The sequence below is a fragment of the Achromobacter sp. Marseille-Q4962 genome, assembly GCF_943737005.1.
Classification (GTDB): Bacteria; Pseudomonadota; Gammaproteobacteria; order Burkholderiales; family Burkholderiaceae_B; genus Achromobacter.
This window is the reverse complement of sequence record NZ_CALSFU010000020.1, coordinates 45,266-62,932: the sequence shown is the minus strand read 5'-3', so window position 1 is coordinate 62,932 and position 17,667 is coordinate 45,266. Positions and strand designations below refer to the sequence as shown.

Sequence of the window (17,667 nt, the reverse complement as noted above, 5' to 3'; positions counted from 1 at the left end):
GCCCTACCTTATGGCATCCCCTGCACCCGCCGCAGGCGTTAATTTCCAGGGCAGCATGGTGGCCCTCGTCACGCCCATGCAACCCGATGGCAGCCTCGATTACGCCGCCTACCGGTCGCTCATCGACTGGCACGTCCAGGAAGGCACCGATGCGCTCGTGGTGGTGGGCACCACCGGGGAGTCGCCCACGGTGTCCATGGAAGAGCACGCCGAGCTGATCCGCGTGGCCGTGGAGCATGCCGCCGGCCGCATCCCCGTGATCGCCGGCGTGGGGGCCAACTCCACCGACGAAGCCATCCACCTCGCCAACCACGCCAAGTCGGTGGGCGCGCAGGCCGGCCTGTCGGTGGTGCCGTACTACAACAAGCCTTCCCAGGAAGGCCTGTACCGGCATTTCCGCGCCATCGCCGAGGCCGTCGACCTGCCCACCATCCTGTACAACGTGCCCGGCCGCACCGTGGCCGACATGAGCAACGAAACCGTGCTGCGGCTGGCGCAGGTGCCGGGCATCATCGGCATCAAGGACGCCACGGGCGACATCGCCCGCGGCGGCCTGCTGCTGCGCGAGGCGCCCGCCTCGTTCCAGGTGTTCAGCGGCGACGACCCCACGGCGGCCGCCCTGATCCTGCTGGGCGCGCGCGGCAACATCTCGGTCACCGCCAACGTGGCGCCGCGCCTCATGCGCGACCTGTGCGCCGCGGCCCTGGCGGGCGACGTGCCCAAGGTGCGTGAACTTAATCGCCGTCTCGCGCGTCTCAACAAAGCCTTGTTCGTCGAGGCCAATCCCATCCCCGTCAAGTGGGCGCTGGCCCAGATGGGCCGCAGCGCGCTGGGTTACCGGCTCCCGCTGGTCGAACTGGGGGCGCAGCACCACGACACCGTGCGAGGCGCGCTCCAGGAAGTCGGTCTGCTCTAAACACCATGAGGATACGTATGAAGAAACGTCATGCCGGCCTGTCGGCATTGATGGCCCTGACGCTGTTGGCCGGCTGCAGCGAGGTCAACCAGCTGCTGGGCAATGAGGAATCCATCGATTACAAGAGCGCCGTCAATCAACGCGGAGAACCGCTGAGCATTCCTCCCGACCTGACCCAGGCCGCCAACGATCCGCGCTACCGCGCGCCGGCGTCCGGCTCCACCACCTATTCGCAGTTCCAGCAGCAGGGCCAGCAGGTCGCCAGCGAGCCCAAGAACACCAACGTGCTGCCCTCGCGCACCGACATGCATGTCGAGCGCGACGGCGACCTGCGCTGGCTGGTCGTGGACCGCGCGCCCGAGGACGTGTTCCCGCGCATCGTGGACTTCTGGACCGAAAGCGGTTTCACCATCCAGACCAACAACCCGACCGCCGGCCTCATCGAGACCGACTGGGCGGAAAACCGCGCCAAGATCCCCGAAAGCTGGCTGCGCCAGGCCCTGGGCGCCGTGCTGGAAACGGCCTGGGACAGCGGCGAGCGCGAGAAATTCCGTACCCGCATCGAACGCGTCAACGGTCACACTGAAATCTACGTCAGCCACCGCCAGATGCTCGAGAAGCGCGTCGGCGCCGACGGCATGCAGGTGCAGTGGCAGAACGGCAAGGAAGACCCCGGCCTGAACGCCGCCATGCTCGCCCGCATGATGGTCTATCTGGGCAAGGACGTGGACAGCGCCCGCAAGCTGGTGCAGCAGGCCGAGGCCGCGCCGCAGAAGCCCGCCGTCCAGGAAGACGTGCGCGCGCAGGGCGCCATGCTGGTCGTGAACGAAACCTACGACCGCGCCTGGCGCCGTGTCGGCGTGGCGCTCGACAGCGGCGGCTTCGCCGTGGACGACCGCGACCGTTCCGCCGGCGACTACTTCGTCCGCTACGTCGATACCGATACGGGCCAGAAGATGGAAGAGCCGGGCTTTTTCAGCCGTCTCTTCTCCGGCGACAAGAAAGCCCAGGCCGCGCAGTACCGCATCCACCTGGTCGCACGGGGCGACCAGACCGAGGTGACGGTGCTCGACGCCAATGGCGGCCGCGACGGCAGCGCCACCGCCCAGCGCCTGCTCAGCGTGCTGAAAGACAAGATGTGATCGAAGGCCGGCCCCGTGCGGGGCCGGCCGCGCATCGAAGCGCCGCTGCCAAGCCGCCCTTGCCGGGCGGCTTTTTCGTGGGCGGACGGCAGGCAAGCGGAGGCGTTTCAGCCGGGCGCGGCCGTGTTCGGGCAGAAAAGCCCCTCACGCCGCGCCCCGAGGGGGCGAGTTGTCTTGGGGCTGGGACGGTCCACCGGCGAAAAAAATGGCCCTGGCGGATGTGCCAGGGCCATTTTCGTCACGTTTGCACGCGGGGGTTCGCGTGGCGCCAAACGTGAAAACCGGGGTCCGATCAGGACGAAGGCGTGGTCGCGCCGCCAGGGGTGGTCGAACCGCCGCCCGGAGCGGGAGCGGGGGCCGGCGAGGACGGCGCGGGGGCGGTGGTCGCCGGGGCGGGAGTGCTGCCGGCGGGGGCCGCCGTGTCTTCCTTCTTGTTGCAGGCGCTCAGCGCAACGGCCAGCACCGACGCAATGACCAAGGTTTTGCTCATCATTTTTGGGACTCCTCTAGATGACGACTCGTGAAACCCCCAGGGGGAAACCAACTAAGGGGAAACCAGTAGTCAGGCTACAGGAAGCCGGCGGGGATGCCAGTGTGAAAGTTAAAAAGGTCGCATCAGAGCGGCAACAATCCTTTCAGCTACGTGTTAAGTATTTCTTCATGTGACCGCGCGCATAGACCTGATTGCCTTCTGTGCGAATAGGATACGCGCGCGTGTCCGGATACTACTCGGGCCGGTAATGCAGCCAGCCCGCGTCCAGCCAGTCGGCAAGCTGCGTGCGCGCGCTGTCGGACAGGCGCGCGCACAGCGGGTCGGCGCAGTCCAGCGCGCGCGCGTCGGCAAGCTTGCGCAGGGCCGGTTCGGCGGCGGCCCCGGCGGTTTCTCCGTTGATGAAAAGCTGCTTGCCGCGGTAGAGCATGCGGCTGCGGCGGTCGAGCTGCAGGCGTCCCTGCGCGGGCCACTGCGCCTCGATATCGGGCGGCTGGTCCGAAGGCGGGTCGAAGACCGCCGCGTTGCCGGGCTCGGTCAGCCAGCATCCCAGGAAGCGCGCGGCCAGGGCTTCGTCGAAGCGCAGCTTGTCCGCCGTTGCCAGCGTGGCCTCGATCAGCCCGTCGGGCACTTGCGCCGGGTGGTCCACCGCCGGCTGCCCGGGATCCCGGTACAGCCCGGACAGGCGCGGGCCGGGCAGCGGGGGATCGCCGTAGGGGCCGCCCAGCAGGCCCACCCGCGCCATGACCTGGTCGGCCGCGGCCTCGAGCAGCCCGCGGGCCAGGTCCGCCTGCGAGGGCGCGCGAAAACCGATGGAGATGGTCATGCAGCCGTCGCCCACCGCCACGCCGTCGTGCGCGGCCTGCGGCGGCAGGTACAGCATGTCGCCCGGGGCGAGCACGGCGGTGTGCTCCGGCTCGAAGCGGCTGAGGATCTTCAGCGGCAGGCCGGGCTGCAGGCCGAGGTCTTTCTGCCGGCCGTAGCGCCACTCGCGCTCGCCGGCTGCCTGCAGCAGGAACACGTCGTAGCTGTCGAAGTGCGGCCCCACGCCGCCGCCGTGGCTGGCGATGCTGATCATCACGTCGTCCAGCCGCGCGTCGGGAATGAAGCGGAACTGCTGCATCAGCTCGGCCGCGGCGTCGCTGTGCAGGTCCACACCCTGCACCAGCAGCGTCCAGTCGCCCTCGTTGTCGCGCGGCAGGCGGGCAAAGGGGCCGTGCTCCATCCGCCATTCGCCGTTCTCGCGCCAGATCAGGCGCGATTCCACGTCGTCGCGGCGCGCCAGCTTCTTGACGGCGGCCAGCGTGAGCGGCGGCCGGAAACCGGGTATGGCCTGGCGGATCAGCAGCGGCTTGCGCTGCCAGTGGCGGCGCATGAAATCGTCGGGGCTGAGCCCGCCCAGCAGCGGCAGGGGGTGGTCGAGGTTCATTGGAGATGGGCCTTGAGGCGGTACAGCGCGTCGAGCGCTTCGCGGGGAGTGAGGCTGTCGGGATCGATGGCGGCGAGCGCTTCGCGCAGCTCGTCCAGCGCGGCCAGGGCGCTGGACTGCTCGGCATGCGCATCGGCCCTGGCGTCGGCCTCCGCGGCGGCGGCGAACAGGCCGAGCTGCGGCGTGGGCGCGCCCTGGGCTTCCAGGCGCTCCAGCTCGCGCGTGGCCTGGCGGATCACCGCGGCCGGCACGCCGGCCCGCTGCGCCACCTGGATTCCGTAGCTGCGGCTGGCGGGGCCTTCGCGCACTTCGTGCAGGAACACGATGCCGCCGGCCGATTCGGCCGCCGCCAGGTGCACGTTGGCCGCCGCCGGCTGTTCGGCGGGCAGGCGCGTCATCTCGAAGTAGTGCGTGGCAAACAGCGTCAGCGCGCGGTTGTGGGCGAGCAGCCGGCAGGCGATCGCCCAGGCCAGCGCCAGGCCGTCGTAGGTGGAGGTGCCGCGGCCGATCTCGTCCATCAGCACCAGGCTGCTGGGCGTGCTGGACGAGAGAATGGCGGCCGCCTCGGTCATTTCCATCATGAAGGTCGAGCGTCCGCCCGCGAGGTCGTCGGCCGCGCCGATGCGGGTGAAGATCCGGTCGATCTTGCCGATGCGCGCCCGCGCGGCGGGCACGAAGCTGCCCACCCGCGCCAGCAGCGCGATCAGCGCCACCTGCCGCATGTAGGTGGACTTACCGCCCATGTTCGGGCCGGTGATGAGCAGCATGCGGCGCGCCGGGTCGAGCCGGCAGCCGTTGGGCGTGAAACGCTCGATGGCGCGTTCGACCACCGGGTGGCGGCCCGCCTCGATGTCGATGTCGGCCTGTTCCGACAGCTCCGGGGCCACCCAGTCGTGGCGGCGGGCATGGTCGGCCAGCGCGGCCAGCACGTCCAGCTCGGCCAGCGCCGCGGCGCAGTCCGACAGGGGGCGCACGTGCTCGGCCAGCACGTCCAGCAACTGCTCGAACAGCCACTTCTCGCGCGCCAGCGAGCGGTCTTGCGCCGACAGCACCTTGTCTTCCCAGCTCTTGAGCTCGGGCGTGATGTAGCGCTCCGCGTTCTTCAGCGTCTGGCGCCGGCGATAGTCGTCGGGCACCTTGGCGGTCTGGCCCTTGGTGACTTCGATATAGAAGCCGTGCACGCGGTTGAACTCCACCCGCAGGTTGGAGATGCCGGTCCGTTCGCGCTCGCGCGCCTCGAGCTGCAGCAGGAAGTCGCCGCCGTCGGCGGCCAGCGCGCGCAGCTCGTCCAGTTCGGCGTCGAAACCGGTTGCGAGCACGCCGCCGTCGCGGACGGCCACGGCCGGCTCCGGCGCGATCGCCCTCGCCAGCAGCGCGGCAAGCGCCGGGTCCACCGACAGGTGCTGCGCCAGTTCGGCCAGGCGCGAGTCGCCCGCCAGCGGCGAGACCAGGTCGTGCAGCGTTGGCAAATCCTGCAGCGCATCGCGCAGGCTGGCCAGCTCGCGCGGCCGGACCGAGCGCAGCGCCAGGCGGGCCGCGATGCGCTCGATGTCGGGAAAGGCATTCAGCGCGTTGCGCAGCGATTCCAGCAGGCCCTGCGCGGCAAAGGTTTCTTCCAGGTCGAGGCGGCCCGTGAGCAGGGTGGAAATCGCCCGTTGGCGCGCCAGGGCCGGTGCGTTCTCGCGCAGCGGATGGTGCAGCCAGCGCCGCAGCAGGCGGCTGCCCATGGGCGTGCGGCAGCCGTCCAGCAGCGAGAACAGGGTGGGCGAGTCTTCGCCGGCCAGGGTCTGCGTCAGCTCCAGGTTGCGCCGCGTGACCGGGTCGAGCAGCACGTACTGGCCGGGCCGCTCGGCCGACAGGCTCTGCACGTGCGCCAGCGCCTGCGACTGCGTGCGCGCGGCGTAGCGCAGCAGCGCCCCGGCCGCGCAGATGCCGGCCGGCATGTCTTCGACGTCGAAACCCGCCAGCGTGTCGGTCTTGAAGTGCGACAGCAGGTGCGCGCGCGCGCTGTCGGCCTCGAAATGCCAATCGGGCACCCGCGCCCGCGCGCCCTCGAAGGCGAACGGGAAGTCGGCGCTCTCGGCGCACACAATCTCGGCCGGCGCGATGCGGTGCAGCTCGGATTCGAGCTGCGCCGGCGCGCATTCCGTGACGCGGAAATCGCCGCTGGCCAGGTTCAGCCACGCCAGTCCGGCGCGCGGCGCGCGCGCGTTGCCGGTGACGAACACCGCCGCCAGCGCCCGGTCGGCCTTGGCAGGCAGCAGCGCGTCGTCGGTCAGCGTGCCCGGCGTCACGATGCGCACGATGCGCCGCTCCACCGGCCCCTTGGACGCGCCCGGATCGCCGATCTGCTCGCAGATCGCCACCGACTCGCCCAGCGCCACCAGCCGCGCCAGGTACTGCTCCATGGCATGCACCGGAATGCCTGCCATCGGGATTGGCGAACCGTTGGACGCGCCGCGCTTGGTCAGCGTGAGGTTCAGCAGACGCGCGCCGCGCTCCGCGTCCTCGTAGAACATTTCATAAAAATCGCCCATGCGATAGAACAGCAGCAACGGGCCGGCCTCCGCTTTGAGGCGGAGATATTGCTGCATCATCGGAGTGTGGCCGTTGAGCGACTCGTCGCCGGCGGCCCGCGATTTCTGGGTTTTTGCTTGTCCTGCTTGCATGGATAGGTGGGGAATTCTGTTGTGTGGGGCGGCGGCAAGTCCGCGGCCGCCCGTTCGTTGCGCCGGCTCGGCGCGGCCTTCTGGAGCGCTATTTTATGAAAGCCGCGCCGCGCTGTTGCCCGGCCCGTTTGGGTTCCGCGCATCGGCCGCCGGCCCGCCGCCGGATGCGCGCCGCGCGGCGGGCCGGCGGCCAGGACGACACCTTACCATTGATGCGCCGGCAGGCCCGACGGCAGAGGCGGGCGGTCGCGTGCCTCTGCCTCTGTTGCGGTGCGCCCGGCAGCACCCGGGCGTCCCGGACGAGGTGCATCGGTGCACGCGCACCCATGGCGCCGCTCTGTTCATGAGATCAATCGGCTCGGCGTCGGTCGCGCGCGGCAACAAAGGTCGGCACGGACCGACCCCCATTCGACGGCACGGCAACGTTCGTACGCAAGTGTTCATTGCGCTCACTGGTGTTCATGCGGCGCAGTGTCGCCGGGGCGGCAATGCCGGCGCTGGCGTGCAGAAACCATTCAAGCGCAACGCAAGAGGCCGAAGGTAAGTGCTTCAAGGTCCGGAAGCGGCGCCGGGCGGATTGTGGGAAATTTTACTTTTTGAATTAAAAAGCCATAATTCAAAGGTAGCGCAAACCGGCAATGCCGCTGCGCGTGCTCGTCATGTTCCACAAAACGCATGAATCGATGACAGTCAGCGCTTCGTATTTTGCCTATTGGGGAAAGGCGTCGCCTGTCCAGGCGGGTCTGGATCGCTATCATCTCCTGGCCTTTCACGGCCTGGATGTGGCCGCATGCGGATGGCAGTTGCTCCAGCTGCCGCAGTTTTCCCTGACGCGGCTTGCACAAGCGCTTGGGTGGCCGCTGCCCGTGGTGAATGCCTTGGCGGTGTTCTTTCTGGCGCTGCACGACGTGGGCAAGTTTGCCCGAGGCTTCCAGGGCCGGGCGCCGGGCCTGTCGGCGGATCTCGTGCAGAACGATGCCGGCATGCCCTACCAGTATCGGCACGATACCTTGGGCTGGATCTTGTGGCGGGACGATCTTGCCCCCGAGACGCTTGCCGACGTTCTGCCGAATGCCGAAGGAGATTTCTGGGCGGCCTGGATGAAAACGGCGGTGGGGCACCACGGCAAACCGCCTCATGAAGCCAGCCGCGATGGGCTGTCCGGCCTGTACGTCGAGGACCACTTCCTCGACGAGGACAGAAAAGCGGCCGCGGCCTACACCCAGGCGCTGGCGGCGGGCTGGGCGCCGCCCGATATTCCGAAGCCCGGCCGGGAGCAACTGGAAATGCTGCGGCAGCACGCATGGCGTTTGGCCGGCCTGGCGGTGCTTGCCGATTGGCTGGGGTCCAATCAGTCCGTCTTTGCCTATCGCCAGGAACCGCAGGATCTGTCGACCTATTGGCGAAACACCGCCTTGCCGCGCGCGCAAACCGCCATCCGCCAGGCTGGCCTGCAAGCGCAAACGGCGCGTCCCTGGTCCGGACCGACGGGGCTTTTCGATTATCTGCGCGAACCTACGCCGCTGCAGCACTATGCGGCCAGCGTGGCGCTGGAAGCCGGGCCGCAACTGTTTCTCCTGGAAGACGTCACCGGCGCGGGAAAGACCGAGGCCGCGCTCATGCTCGTGCAACGGCTCATGGAGAAAGGGTTGGCGTGCGGGCTGTACTTCGCCCTGCCGAGCATGGCGACGGCCAATCAGATGTACCAGCGGGTCGGCTCGGTATATCGACATCTGTTCGCCGACGATGCCTTGCCATCGCTGGTGCTGGCGCACGGCGCGCGCCATCTCATGGAGGGGTTCAGGCAAAGCATTCTTCAGTCCGACGGTCTGCCGGCAGACCGCAATTACACGCCCGAAGAGGCCACGGCCTCGGCCGCATGCAGCGCCTGGCTCGCGGACAACAGAAAGAAAGCATTGCTGGCCGAGGTCGGGGTGGGCACGATCGACCAGGCCCTGCTGGGCGTGCTGCCCGTGCGGCACCAGTCTCTGCGCTTGTTGGGCCTGGCAGGCAAAGTGCTCGTCGTGGATGAGGTCCACGCCTACGACAGCTACGTGCGCACATTGCTCAAGCGCCTGCTGGCCAGCCATGCACGGCAGGGCGGCAGCGCCATCTTGCTGTCGGCGACCTTGCCTTCTTTCTACCGCGCAGAGCTTTTGCAGGACTACCGCGCCGGCCTGGGCCTGCCGCCGATCGACGTCGCGCCCGATCTGCGCTATCCGCTGGCCACGCGCATGGGCGAGGACATTGCGGTCCATGCCTGCCAGACCCGGCCCCGGCTGGTGCGGCGCGTGCAAGTGAACTTTTGCCATCGCGAGGACGAGGCCGTTGCCGCCGTGTTGACTGAGGCGGCCGCCGGCCGCTGCGTGTGCTGGATCCGGAACACCGTGGAGGACGCCCTGCGGGCCTGCGATCTGCTGGCGGCCAGCCTGCCCCCCGATCAATTGACGCTCTTTCACGGAAGATTCGCCATGGGCGACCGGCTCGACATCGAGGAGTGTTCCCCGCGTATGCGGGGATGAACCGCCTGCCAATCTACGAAGGGCCGGAGCATGTCCGTGTTCCCCGCGTATGCGGGGATGAACCGACTGAGGATTTGTCCGCGGCCCTCAAGGAAACGTGTTCCCCGCGTATGCGGGGATGAACCGTCGGCGGCATGGAATCGACCGTTGAGGAAACGGTGTTCCCCGCGTATGCGGGGATGAACCGTCTGCAATTGCCGAGCAGAAGACTTTGCTCGGGTGTTCCCCGCGTATGCGGGGATGAACCGAAGATGGTGAAAGAACTGCTGTACGAGAACCCGTGTTCCCCGCGTATGCGGGGATGAACCGCCCATGCGCTCATCATCGGGGACAAGGCGGGCGTGTTCCCCGCGTATGCGGGGATGAACCGGTCGATCTGGACACGCCACAGCCTAACGGAGGGTGTTCCCCGCGTATGCGGGGATGAACCGCGAATCGGTCTGCCCAAGCTGCGCCGCGGCATGTGTTCCCCGCGTATGCGGGGATGAACCGGCGGCTTTTTTACGTCAGCGCGAAAGGGGGAAGTGTTCCCCGCGTATGCGGGGATGAACCGTAGCGCCGGGCGCCTGCGTGGAGTCTGATGATGTGTTCCCCGCGTATGCGGGGATGAACCGGCACCCTCGAACGACAGAATGCCGGTTTCAATGTGTTCCCCGCGTATGCGGGGATGAACCGAGTGCCGCCCTCCAGTCGTCTTTGGCGAACAGGTGTTCCCCGCGTATGCGGGGATGAACCGCGCGCCGCGCGCTGGATGTCCGTCAGCGTCTCGTGTTCCCCGCGTATGCGGGGATGAACCGCGGGATCGGTATGTCGACCACGACGAGTACACGTGTTCCCCGCGTATGCGGGGATGAACCGGCGGTGGCGGACTCGGAACCGACTTCGACTGCGTGTTCCCCGCGTATGCGGGGATGAACCGGAGGTCCAGTCGTTCGACACGATCGTTGACCAGTGTTCCCCGCGTATGCGGGGATGAACCGCTGGCCGACGGCGGCCTGGCCGTCGAATTCCAGTGTTCCCCGCGTATGCGGGGATGAACCGACCACATGCGTCCAGACCTGGACCGAGGGGTCGTGTTCCCCGCGTATGCGGGGATGAACCGCCAGCCACGATCCGCCTGCGCAACGAGTGGGTGTGTTCCCCGCGTATGCGGGGATGAACCGCCGCTGACACACAGGCCCACTTCAACGATTTGGTGTTCCCCGCGTATGCGGGGATGAACCGGCGCAAGCCCGGGATGAAATAGGACAGCTTCAGTGTTCCCCGCGTATGCGGGGATGAACCGCGAATCGAGCGCCGCCGCCCGTAGTAAGCGTGGTGTTCCCCGCGTATGCGGGGATGAACTACGCAACCCGGATTACGGCCGGATTGCGCCGGTTTTGCATGGCGGGCGGCCGCCCGTTCGGGGCGCCGGGTCGGCGCGATTCTCTGGAGCGCCAGCTTATGAAAGCCGTACCTTACTCTGTGGGCCGGCCTGGCCATGCCTCGCGCATCGGCCGCAAGCGTGCGCGCGGGGCTGCGGCGGCAGCCTTCGGCCACGGTCGGAGCGAATCATAAATGCCTCTTATGGATTGCGCTGGAAGTAATTGTTGGAAACCCGGCCTGGCCTTTGCCATGATGGCCAGCATGCAGACCAGCGGCGCGTGCGGGGCAGACCGGCCCGGCGACGCCGCACATGCCCCGCTCGGCCCGGCCGGCGCGGCGCAGGAGGAGACACCGAGATGGCTGACAGGTCCGATACCGATCCGGCGCCGAGCCGCGCGCAGCGCAACCGCTCGCACATGCTGGAGCGTATTGAGGAAGTGCGGCGGCTGGAGCGCCGGGCGGAGGAACGCTCGGCCCGCGCCGCTCCGCATTTCCATGCCCAGGGCAAGCTGCTGCCGCGCGAGCGGTTGGCCCACTTGCTGGATGCCGACCAGCCCTTTTACGAGTTGATGACGCTCTCCGGTTATTGCGGGCTGGAAGACCCCAACCCGGAAACCAGCGTGCCCGGCAGCGCCCTGATCGTCGGCATCGGCCATATCAGCGGCGTGCGCTGCATGGTCGCGGCGAACGATTCCGGGATCAGCGCGGGCGCCATGCAGGCGCTGACCGGGCAGAAGCTCATCCGCGCGCAGGAGATCGCGCTGGCGCAGAAGCTGCCCTTCGTCCAGCTGGTGGAAAGCGCGGGCGGCAATCTGCGCAAGTACCGCGTCGAGCGCTTCGTGGTGGGCGGCGGCATGTTCTACAACCTGGCGCGGCTGTCGGCGGCGGGGCTGCCGGTGGTGGCGCTGATCCACGGTTCGTCGGCGGCGGGCGGGGCGTACCTGCCGGGCCTGTCCGACTATGTGGTGATGGTGCGCGGACAGGCGCATGCCTATCTCGCCGGGCCGTCGCTGCTGAAGGCCGCGACCGGCGAGGAGGCCAGCGACGAGGAACTCGGGGGCGCCGACATGCACGCCAGCGTGTCCGGCCTGGCCGATTACGTGGCCGACAACGATCTGGACGGCATCATGCGGGTGCGCGAGATCCTGCGGCGCATCGGCTGGACGAGCCCGCCGGCGCCCGAAGCCAGGCCGCCGCGCCACGATGCCGACGAACTGCTGGACATCATGCCCGCGGACATGCGCACGCCGGTCGATATGCGCGATGTGATCGCCAGGCTGGTGGACGGTTCGGAGTTCCACGGCTTCAAGGAGCGGTTCGGCCCGGCCACGGTGTGCGGCTACGCGGCCATCGAGGGCCGCGAGGTGGGCATCCTGACCAACAACGGTCCCCTGGACAGCGACGGCTCCAACAAGGCGGCCCAGTTCATCCAGCTCTGCGTGCAGCTGGGGCGGCCGCTGGTTTTCCTGCAGAACATCACGGGTTTCATGGTGGGGCGCCGGCACGAGGAGGCGGGCATGATCAAGCACGGCGCCAAGCTGATCCAGGCCCTGTCGAACGCGCCGGTGCCGCGCTTTACCGTGCTTTGCGGCGCGTCGTACGGAGCCGGCAATTACGGCATGTGCGGGCGCGCCTTCAAGCCCGACTTGCTGTTCTCTTGGCCCAACGCCAGGACGGCCGTCATGGGGGGCGAGCAGGCCGCCATGACGATGCGCACCGTGGCCGAGAACGCCGCCCGGCGCGGCGGCAAGCCGTTGGACGAGCAGGCCCTGGAAGCCGAGAGCCGCGCCATCGTGGAGACCTTCGAGTCGCAGTCGAGCGCCATCCACACCAGCAGCCTGCTGCTCGACGACGGCGTGATCGACCCGCGCGAGACGCGCGCCTGGCTGGGCATGGCGCTGGCCATGGCGGCGCAGGCGCGCGGCCGCACGGCGCAGCCCATGCAGTTCGGCGTGGCCCGCCTGTAGGCGGGTGCAGCCGGCGAACCCGGTTCATGCAGAAAAGCAGGCGTCCGGCGGCCTGCCGCCGCGGCAGGTTGCCGGATCCGGGCATTCCCTTTTTCCCATGGAGACAAGATCATGATGACTTCCGACCACATCGCCTTGCAGGACAGTGTGCGCAAGCTGATCGAGCGCGAGATAGAGCCTTATGTGGACGAGTGGGAGGCCGCCGAGATCTTTCCCGCGCACGAGGTGTTCAAGAAGCTGGGATCGGCCGGTTTCCTGGGCGTGAACAAGCCCGTGGAGTTCGGCGGCATGGGACTGGACTATTCGTATGAGATCGCGTTCTGCGAGGCCATCGGCGGCATCAGCTCGGGCGGGGTGGGCATGGCGATCGCGGTGCAGACCGACATGGCCACGCCGGCGCTCACGCATTTCGGCTCGGACGAGCTGCGCGAGCGCTTCCTCAAACCCACGGTGGCGGGCGACCGGGTGGTGTGCCTGGGCGTGTCGGAGGCGGGGGCCGGTTCGGACGTGGCCTCGCTCAAGACCACCGCGCGCAAGGACGGCGACGACTACGTGATCAACGGCTCCAAGATGTGGATCACCAACGGCACGCAAGCCGACTGGATGTGCCTGCTGGCCAATACGAGCGAGGGCGACGTGCACCGCAACAAGTCGCTCATCTGCCTGCCGCTGCGCGAGAACGGCAAGCTGCGTCCCGGCATCACCATGAACAAGATCAAGAAGGTGGGCATGTGGTCGTCCGACACGGCGCAGGTCTTCTTCGACGAGGTGCGCGTGCCGCAGCGCTACCGCATCGGCGAGGAGGGCATGGGCTTCATCTACCAGATGCGCCAGTTCCAGGAAGAGCGCCTGAGCGGCGCGACGCGCCGCGTGACGGCGCTGACCAACGTCATCAACGACACCATCGAGTACACGCGCCAGCGCAAGGCCTTCGGGCGGTCCATTCTGGACAACCAGGCGGTGCACTTCCGGCTGGCCGAGCTCAAGACCGAAGTGGAGATGCTGCGCTCGCTGATCTACCGCGCCGCGCAGGTGCACATGAGCGGCGGCGACATGACGGAGCTGGCCTCGATGGCCAAGCTCAAGGCCGGCCGCCTGTGCCGCGAGGTGACCGACTCCTGCCTCCAGTACTGGGGCGGCATGGGCTTTACCTGGGAGAACAAGGTTTCGCGTGCCTGGCGCGACCTGCGGCTGATCTCCATCGGCGGCGGCGCCGACGAGATCATGCTCACCATCATCTGCAAGCACATGGGCATTCTGCCCAGGCGCGCGGCCTGAGAGCCGGGGAGGCATCATGCGTTTCGACACCTTGCTCGTGGCCAACCGCGGGGAGATCGCGCTGCGCGTCCTGCGCACGGCGCGGCGCATGGGCCTGCGCACCGTGGCGGTCTACTCGGACGCCGACGCGCGCAGCCCGCACGTGCGCGCCGCCGACCTGGCGGTGCACATCGGCCCGGCGCCCGCCGACCGCAGCTACCGCGACGGCGCGGCGCTGATCGAGGCCTGCCGCCGGTCGGGCGCGCAGGCCATCCACCCGGGCTACGGCTTTCTTTCGGAGAACGCCGAGTTCGCGCAGGCCGTGGCCGACGCCGGCCTGGTCTTCGTCGGGCCCTCGCCGCGCGTGATCGCGCTCATGGGCAACAAGGCGCGGGCCAAGCAGGCCATGCAGGCGGCCGGCGTGCCCACCGTGCCCGGCGAACAGGGCTGCGCCACCCCGGCGCAGGCCGCCGACGCCGCGCAGCGGCTGGGGTTTCCCGTGATCCTGAAGGCCGCGGCCGGCGGCGGCGGGAGAGGCATGCGCGTGGTGCGGCGGCCGGACGACCTGGCCGACATGTTCCGCCAGGCGCAATCCGAGGCCGCGGGCGCGTTCGGCTCCGGCGAGATCATCATCGAGCGCGCCATCGACCGGGGGCGCCACATCGAGGTGCAGGTGCTGTGCGACGAGCACGGGCATTGCGTGCACCTGGGCGAGCGCGACTGCTCCACGCAGCGCCGCTTCCAGAAACTGATCGAGGAAGCGCCGTCGCCCGCGGTGGACGAGGCGCTGCGCGAGGCGATGGGACAGGTCGCCCGCCAGGCCTGCGAGGCGATCGGCTACGCCGGCGTGGGCACGCTGGAGTTCCTGCTCGACGAACAGCGGCGTTTCTACTTCATGGAAATGAACACGCGCCTGCAGGTGGAGCACGGCGTCACGGAGCTGGTGACGGGACTGGACCTGGTGGAGCAGCAGATCCGCGTGGCCCAGGGTGAGCCGCTGGCGTTCGGCCAGCAGGACGTGAGGCTCGGCGGCCATGCCATCGAGGTGCGCCTCTGCACCGAAGACCCCTGGGCGGGCTTTCTGCCCCAGGTGGGCGTCATGGGCGACTGGCGCGCGCCCGAGGACATCCGCGTGGATGCGGCGCTGCGCAGCGGCGTGGAGATTACGCCGTTCTACGACTCCATGGCGGCCAAGCTCATGGCCTGGGGCGAGAACCGCGAAGCCTGCATTGCCCGGCTGGCGCGGGCCTGCGAGCGCGCCACCGCGCTCGGCGTGCGTACCAACCAGGGGTTCCTGGCGCGCTGCCTGCGGCATCCCCGCTTCGCGGCGGGCCAGATAACCACCGACTTCCTGGCGGGCGAAGACCTGCAGCAGCCGTTCTGGCGGCGCGAACCCTCGCCGCATGCGCTGGCCGCGGCGGCGCTCGCGCTCGGCGGAGCGGCCCGGCCCGGCGCGGGGCCGTCCGAACGCCTGGGCGGGCGCGCGCTGTGGCTGAGCGACGTCACCGCAGACCCGCGGGGCCGCGTGCTGCATTGCGCCGTGGCGCAGGACGCCGAGGGCTGCGCGGTGCGGTGCCGCGCGCATCCGGCGGGTGCGGACCCGGCTCCCGAGGCTGCGCCCGACGCCGCCACATGGCGGATCGGCGACCTGCGCTGGCACGACGACGCCGGCGGGCGCCGCCTCGGGCTCGCCGTCGACGGCATCTACCGCGAGCTGGCGTGCTTCGAAGAGCGGCCGGGGCGGCTGTGGGTGCAGGATGGGGCGGACGCCTTCGTCTTCGAGCGTGTCGAGCGTTTCGAGGCCGGCGGCGGCACGCAGGAGGGCGGCGGAATGCTGCGCGCGCCGATGAGCGGGCGGGTGATCGCCGTGCTGGCGCGGGCGGGGCAGGAAGTCGCCGAGGGCGATCCGCTGGTGGTGCTGGAGTCCATGAAGATGGAGATGCCGCTGGCCGCGCCCTGCGCGGGCCGCATCGCGGAGCTGCGCGTGGCCGAGGGCCAGCAGTTGGAGGCCGGTCAGGCCATTCTGGAAGTGGAGCGTGAATCCGGCAAGGAGGCGCCATGAATCTCCCGTCTTCCTCCCGCACCGTGCTCATCGGCGGCGCGTCCGGCTTCTGGGGCGACTCGCAGATCGCGGTGCCCCAGTTGCTGCGCCAGCCGGGGCTGCAATACCTGGTGTTCGACTACCTGGCCGAAACCACGATGTCGATATTGCAGCGCGCGCGGCTGCGCTCGCCGGAACTCGGCTACGCCACGGACTTCGTCACCGCGGCGGTCGGCCCCCATCTGCGCGCCATCAAGGACCGGGGCATCCGTCTGGTTTCCAATGCCGGCGGACTGAACCCGGCGGGCTGCCGCGACGCCATCCTGGCGCTGGCCCACGAGCAGGGCGTGCCGCTGAAGGTGGCCATCGTCACGGGCGACGACGTGCTGGCGCTGCAGGACCGGTTCGAGCCCTGGGGCGCAGAGGCGGAGCGCGTGCAGGATCTGCCGCCCCTGATGTCGGCCAACGCCTACCTGGGAGCCTGGCCCATTGCCCAGGCCCTGTCGGCCGGCGCCGACATCGTGATCACGGGACGCTGCGTGGACAGCGCCACGCTGCTGGGCATCGCGATCCACGAATTCGGCTGGGACATGAACGACTACGACCGGCTGGCGCAGGCGAGCCTGGCGGGCCATCTGGTGGAATGCGGGGCGCAGGGCTGCGGCGGCCTGTTCACCGACTGGGAGCAAGTGCCGGACTGGGCGGAGATCGGCTATCCGCTGGTGCTGATGCACGCTGACGGCAGCTTCGAGATTGCGCAGCCGCGGGGCGCAGGCGGCCTGGTCACGCGGCAGACGGTGGGCGAGCAGCTGCTGTACGAAATCGGCGACCCCGCGGCCTACGAGCTGCCCGACGTGATCTGCGACTTCTCGCAGGTGCGGCTGGAAGACCTGGCGGGCCACGACGCGGAAGGCGGCCGGGTGCGGGTGACCGGCGCGCGCGGCCGTGCGCCCGGCAGCAGGTACAAGGTGACGGCCACCTACCAGCACGGCTGGCAGATCGCCATCATGATGGCCATCCGGGGCCAGCGGGCGCTGGCCAAGGCGCAGCGCACCGCCGATGCCCTGTTGGCCCGCACGCGCTGGCAGATGGAGGCGGCCGGCTTCGCGGACTACGACGAGACCCTGGTGGAGCTGCTGGGCGCGGAGTCCATGTACGGTCCGAACCGGCGCGTCGCCGACAGCCGCGAGATCGTGCTGCGCATCGCGGCCCGGCATGGCGAGCGGCGCGCACTGGCCTTTCTGCAGAAGGAGGCGTCCTCGGCGGGCACCTCGATGGGGCCGGGCACGCGCAGCCATTTCGGCGGCCGCTCCGACGTGCAGAGCGTCATCCGAACCGCTTCGTTTCTGCTGCCCAAGACGGCTGTCCTGGTGCAGGTGCAGGCGTGCGCGGAGGAGGCGCCGCTGGCGCTCGGCAGCCTGGCGGCGGACGGCGCGGCCCGGCCCGCCGAGCGCGCGTCCGGACCGCTGCCGCAAGCCGGGGAGCCGGCCCGCCCGCCGCGCGGCCCGGCCGTGCGCATCGCGCTGGGACGCATCGCCCATGGACGCAGCGGCGACAAGGGCGACGACGCCAACATCGGCCTAATGGCCCGCCATCCGCGATGGCTGCCGGTGTTGCGGGAGCAGGTGACGGCCGAGCGCGTGCTGGCCTACTTCGCCCATCTGGTGCGCGGCCCGGTGCAGCGCTACGAACTGCCCGGCCTGGGCGCATTCAACTTCGTGCTGCAGCGCGCGTTGGGCGGCGGCGGTTCGTGCAGCCTGCGGTCCGATCCCCTGGGCAAGTGCTATGCGCAGATGCTGCTGGACATGGAAATCGATTGCCCCGCGGAGCTGGCGCCGGTTTGAACCGTGCTTGCCTTGCGGAGCCGAG

At 69.2% G+C, this 17,667-nt stretch carries 9 protein-coding genes, 1 pseudogene and 1 CRISPR repeat array; of the genes and pseudogenes, 7 read left to right on the top strand and 3 right to left on the bottom strand.

Annotation, left to right across the window (positions count from 1 at the left end; genetic code table 11):
- Positions 1–10 precede the first annotated feature (10 nt).
- Positions 11–916, top strand: coding sequence for a 4-hydroxy-tetrahydrodipicolinate synthase (dapA, locus tag NGJ44_RS17670; protein WP_251864760.1), 906 nt, complete (start codon positions 11–13; stop codon positions 914–916).
- A gap of 17 nt (positions 917–933) precedes the next feature.
- Entirely contained in the window at positions 934–2,058 is a 1,125-nt protein-coding gene (gene bamC / locus NGJ44_RS17665; RefSeq protein ID WP_053246025.1) for an NlpB/DapX family lipoprotein, read from the top strand.
- A gap of 292 nt (positions 2,059–2,350) precedes the next feature.
- Here bamC and NGJ44_RS17660 read toward each other — a convergent pair whose 3' ends face one another.
- The 3 genes from NGJ44_RS17660 to mutS all read right to left on the bottom strand — a co-directional run bounded on the left by NGJ44_RS17660 (position 2,351) and on the right by mutS (position 6,646).
- On the bottom strand, positions 2,351–2,551 hold the full coding sequence (locus NGJ44_RS17660) for an endopeptidase (RefSeq protein WP_082308473.1): 201 nt from the start codon (positions 2,549–2,551) through the stop codon (positions 2,351–2,353).
- A gap of 232 nt (positions 2,552–2,783) precedes the next feature.
- On the bottom strand, positions 2,784–3,977 hold the full coding sequence (locus tag NGJ44_RS17655; protein ID WP_251864758.1) for a ribosomal protein uL16 3-hydroxylase: 1,194 nt from the start codon (positions 3,975–3,977) through the stop codon (positions 2,784–2,786).
- On the bottom strand, positions 3,974–6,646 hold the full coding sequence (gene mutS / locus NGJ44_RS17650; protein ID WP_502802139.1) for a DNA mismatch repair protein MutS: 2,673 nt from the start codon (positions 6,644–6,646) through the stop codon (positions 3,974–3,976). Before mutS ends, NGJ44_RS17655 begins: the two co-directional genes overlap by 4 nt.
- Positions 6,647–7,284: 638 nt before the next feature.
- Between mutS and NGJ44_RS17645 the strand changes: the two are divergent.
- The 5 genes and pseudogenes from NGJ44_RS17645 to NGJ44_RS17625 form a co-directional block, all read left to right on the top strand.
- Positions 7,285–9,081: pseudogene (locus NGJ44_RS17645) on the top strand (CRISPR-associated endonuclease Cas3''); the annotation flags it as partial.
- Positions 9,082–9,143: 62 nt separating this feature from the next.
- A CRISPR array of direct repeats spans positions 9,144–10,514; the repeat unit is 29 nt; unit sequence GTGTTCCCCGCGTATGCGGGGATGAACCG.
- Between the two features lie 375 nt (positions 10,515–10,889).
- The gene (locus NGJ44_RS17640; RefSeq protein WP_053245590.1) at positions 10,890–12,500 is read left to right on the top strand and encodes an acyl-CoA carboxylase subunit beta; all 1,611 of its coding nucleotides are present in this window, start codon (positions 10,890–10,892) and stop codon (positions 12,498–12,500) included.
- Between the two features lie 111 nt (positions 12,501–12,611).
- A complete protein-coding gene (locus NGJ44_RS17635) occupies positions 12,612–13,778 on the top strand; it encodes an acyl-CoA dehydrogenase family protein (RefSeq protein ID WP_053245591.1) in 1,167 nt (388 codons plus the stop codon).
- 16 nt (positions 13,779–13,794) lie between these two features.
- The gene (locus NGJ44_RS17630; protein ID WP_286012388.1) at positions 13,795–15,819 is read left to right on the top strand and encodes an acetyl/propionyl/methylcrotonyl-CoA carboxylase subunit alpha; all 2,025 of its coding nucleotides are present in this window, start codon (positions 13,795–13,797) and stop codon (positions 15,817–15,819) included.
- Positions 15,816–17,642, top strand: coding sequence for an acyclic terpene utilization AtuA family protein (locus tag NGJ44_RS17625; RefSeq protein WP_251864756.1), 1,827 nt, complete (start codon positions 15,816–15,818; stop codon positions 17,640–17,642). The genes NGJ44_RS17630 and NGJ44_RS17625 overlap by 4 nt, the downstream gene beginning before the upstream one ends.
- Positions 17,643–17,667: the final 25 nt, after the last annotated feature.

Bases quoted from the DNA above. Each gene is read 5' to 3' on its own strand.
- dapA (WP_251864760.1), top strand. From the start codon at position 11: ATGGCATCCCCTGCACCCGCCGCAGGCGTTAATTTCCAGGGCAGCATG.
- bamC (WP_053246025.1), top strand. From the start codon at position 934: ATGAAGAAACGTCATGCCGGCCTGTCGGCATTGATGGCCCTGACGCTG.
- NGJ44_RS17660 (WP_082308473.1), bottom strand. From the start codon at position 2,551: ATGATGAGCAAAACCTTGGTCATTGCGTCGGTGCTGGCCGTTGCGCTG.
- NGJ44_RS17655 (WP_251864758.1), bottom strand. From the start codon at position 3,977: ATGAACCTCGACCACCCCCTGCCGCTGCTGGGCGGGCTCAGCCCCGAC.
- mutS (WP_502802139.1), bottom strand. From the start codon at position 6,646: ATGCAAGCAGGACAAGCAAAAACCCAGAAATCGCGGGCCGCCGGCGAC.
- NGJ44_RS17640 (WP_053245590.1), top strand. From the start codon at position 10,890: ATGGCTGACAGGTCCGATACCGATCCGGCGCCGAGCCGCGCGCAGCGC.
- NGJ44_RS17635 (WP_053245591.1), top strand. From the start codon at position 12,612: ATGATGACTTCCGACCACATCGCCTTGCAGGACAGTGTGCGCAAGCTG.
- NGJ44_RS17630 (WP_286012388.1), top strand. From the start codon at position 13,795: ATGCGTTTCGACACCTTGCTCGTGGCCAACCGCGGGGAGATCGCGCTG.
- NGJ44_RS17625 (WP_251864756.1), top strand. From the start codon at position 15,816: ATGAATCTCCCGTCTTCCTCCCGCACCGTGCTCATCGGCGGCGCGTCC.